The organism is Nocardia sp. NPDC088792, assembly GCF_044750615.1.
Classification (GTDB): domain Bacteria; phylum Actinomycetota; class Actinomycetes; order Mycobacteriales; family Mycobacteriaceae; genus Nocardia.
This window is the reverse complement of sequence record NZ_JBIVKC010000002.1, coordinates 1,600,607-1,603,480: the sequence shown is the minus strand read 5'-3', so window position 1 is coordinate 1,603,480 and position 2,874 is coordinate 1,600,607. Positions and strand designations below refer to the sequence as shown.

The following is a 2,874-nucleotide window of genomic DNA, read 5'->3' as shown; positions in this document are numbered from 1 at the left end:
AAAGGTGATTCGCCATGAGCAGCAACCCCTTCGATGATGAAGACGCCCAGTTCTACATCCTGGTCAACGAGGAGGCCCAGCATTCCCTGTGGCCGGTGTTCGCCGCGGTCCCTGGCGGCTGGACCGTCGCGCACGGCCCCGCCGGCCGCCAGGAATGCCTCGAGTACGTGGAAGCCCACTGGACCGACATGCGCCCCAAGTCGCTCATCGAAGCGATGGCCGTCGATCCCGAATAGCACTGCGGAACAAAGGTTCCGCACAGTGAAGAAAGAGAACAAACAAATGCCAACTGGCGGCACAGGCACCGTGGACTACGGCGCCATCCTCACCCAGGTCCTGTCCTTCCTCGCGACAGGCTCCACCACCAGCTACACCCCCAAGTAAGGAGTCCCCATGCCCACCACAGGTTCCGGCGCCGCCGACATTCTCGCGGCCCTGGCCCACCTCATCACCACAGGTTCCGCCACCTCGATCGTCCCCGGCTGACCCCCGCATGACCAGCGGCAGCGCAGTCAACAACCTCCTGGAACTACTGGCCAAAACCATCCAAACAGGTTCCTCCTTCACCTTCCCCCCGCACTAGCCCCGGAAGGTACAGGGCCACCAGGGCATTCCACCCCGGCAACCCCCTTTCCACCTGAATACACGCCGCGGCGCCCCGTCCACCTCCCCTCTGCCGGACCGGAACGCCGCGGCGTCAGTGGTGAATCGGCGATCACGGTTGGCTCTCCCTGAACGCTGCCTCCATTTCGGCTGCGAGCTGTGGCTTTTCGTTCTCCATCCGCTGTACATAAGTGACCGCGTCCCCGACGGTTCGCAGGTTCTCCAGGTCCTGGTCGGGGACCTTCACGTTGTACTTGTCCTCGAGTTGTACGGCGATTTCCACTAGTGACAGTGAGTCGATTTCGAGGTCGGCTGTGAAGGATTTGTCGATCGTTACTTCGGCGGCGTCTATGCCGGTGACCTCCTCGATGATTTCGGCGATGCCGGCGACGATTTCTGCTTGCGTGGTGGCCACGGGGTTCTCCTCGGTGTGATCGGATGTGCGCCAGTACGCTAAAAGCTCCAGTGGGGTGGAGGTTCAAGGGGTTGTGATGGGTGACACATGCGATGGGCTGGTGAGTATCGGGGAGTTGGCGCGGCGTAGCGGGCTCACCGTTCGGACGATCCGGTTTTACTGCGATGAAGGAATTCTGGAATCGCGGCGGAGTGCGGGTGGGCATCGGATGTTCGATTCCGCCAGTGCCACCGAGCGATTGGTGCTGGTGCGGCGGTTGCGGGCGCTGGGGCTGGGATTGGGGTCGATCAGCGCGGTGCTGCGTGGGGAGCGGTCGATCGAGGAAGTTATTGCTGCTGAAAGTGCGCGGCTTGATATCGAATTCAGGTCATTGGCGTGGCGGCGGGCTTCGGTGCGGGCCGTCGAGAATGCCGGGCCGGCGCAGCGGGCGGAGCGGCTCGCGTTACTGGCCGCTGCACAGGACGGTGGTGCGGCACACGATTGCCTGGTCCGGTTCTGGCAGCGGATTCTCGCGCCGGTACCCCGGAGTGATCTCGATATCTGGTTGTACTGGAATGTCCCTGAGCCGCCTGCTGATCCGTCCGTCGGCGAGGTGGTCGCGTATGCCGAGTTGGCGGCTCTCGTCGATACGCCCGGCTTGAACAGCGTTGTACGGCAACAATACTGGCGGCACCGGCCGGAATCGATCCGCGACCGCCGTGGGCTGTATGCCGCCGTGGGCGAACTATTGACCGATGTGGTGCCACTGGTATCGGCAGGGGTGCCGCCACGCGCCGGCATCGAACTCGATCGGTTCGTCAACGCCCATGCCGGTGCACGAGGGGAATCCGATTCCCCTCGTTTCCGCAGGCAATTGCTGATGGACGCAACCGATACGGACCACCGAATTCATCGATACTGGGCTCTCACAGGTCAGCTTCTAGGGCCACGCGTCACCGTGGGACCGACTCACCACTGGCTGTACGACGCATTGGTCCGCACCACTGATACCTCCGAATAGGCGTTATACCTGGGAGTCTCAGTGTTCTCCCTGCCGGCCGAGGGTCTGCACGGGCCCCGCGCCAGGCCGAGTCCATTGCGGCACAGGGCGACTCGTCTCACCCCACACCGCATTGCCGTCCGCATCCGTGCGCCAATACCAGCACGCGTGATTACCCTCGGGCCAGCCTTCAGGGCTGTCCTGCCACGCCTCGCGCCGCCCGTACGGTGTCATATCGAGCAGGGCGAAGGTGCCGCTGAATACCTCGTTGCCACGACCGGTCGTCGAGTAGGTGAGGAACACGCGGTCACCATCGCGCAGGTAGGAGGTCATGTAACCCATGCTCCCGCCGACCGGTTCGCCCACTCCGCGCACCGAGTACCAGGGCAGCGTGTACCCCATGAATTCGGTGAACGCGGCCACTTCGTCCCACTCTCCCACCGTGACGATGGCGAGTGAGATGCCGCGAGCATTGAGGTAGGCGCCGAGGTCCTTCAGATGCCAGGCCGCGTTGGTGCAGCCCTCGCACTGCCCCTGATGCGGCGCACCGTCCCACCACATGTGCTTGTAGACCAAGAGCTCGTCGCGGCCCTGGAACAGATCCAGGAACGGTACCGCCCGGTCGGGCCCGACGACCTCGGTCTTCCCGTCGAACTCCACCATGGGCAGCCGGCGCCGCTCGGCGGCGAGCGCATCACCCGCGCGGGTATGGGCCTTCTCGCGGACCAGCAGCTCGTCCCGAGCCGCCTGCCAGGCGGCGAGGTCGACGATCGGCGGGTGGCCGGGCAGCACGTCCGGGTCGTTCGGAATGGTCGTCATGGTGTCCTCCAGGTCTTCTGATGCCGGGCAGCGCCATACGACGTCCTGTGACGCTCAC

4 protein-coding genes are annotated in these 2,874 nt (G+C 64.2%); 2 read left to right on the top strand and 2 right to left on the bottom strand.

Annotated features, from left to right (window positions below):
- Nucleotides 1-14: 14 nt before the first annotated feature.
- Nucleotides 15-236, top strand: coding sequence for an MbtH family protein (locus tag ACIP5Y_RS16520; RefSeq protein WP_397017153.1), 222 nt, complete (start codon nucleotides 15-17; stop codon nucleotides 234-236).
- A 479-nt stretch (nucleotides 237-715) separates the two neighbouring features.
- Here the strand turns inward: ACIP5Y_RS16520 and acpM are convergent, their stop codons facing one another.
- Nucleotides 716-1,018, bottom strand: a complete 303-nt coding sequence (gene acpM / locus ACIP5Y_RS16515; RefSeq protein WP_400350970.1) for a meromycolate extension acyl carrier protein AcpM — start codon at nucleotides 1,016-1,018, stop codon at nucleotides 716-718.
- A gap of 76 nt (nucleotides 1,019-1,094) precedes the next feature.
- Here acpM and ACIP5Y_RS16510 point away from each other — a divergent pair, with 76 nt between their 5' ends.
- Nucleotides 1,095-2,018: a MerR family transcriptional regulator gene (locus tag ACIP5Y_RS16510; protein WP_400350968.1), complete on the top strand. Its 924-nt coding sequence runs from the start codon at nucleotides 1,095-1,097 to the stop codon at nucleotides 2,016-2,018.
- A gap of 18 nt (nucleotides 2,019-2,036) precedes the next feature.
- Here the strand turns inward: ACIP5Y_RS16510 and ACIP5Y_RS16505 are convergent, their stop codons facing one another.
- Complete coding sequence (locus ACIP5Y_RS16505; protein WP_400350966.1) at nucleotides 2,037-2,816, bottom strand: DUF899 family protein; 780 nt, start codon at nucleotides 2,814-2,816, stop codon at nucleotides 2,037-2,039.
- Nucleotides 2,817-2,874: the final 58 nt, after the last annotated feature.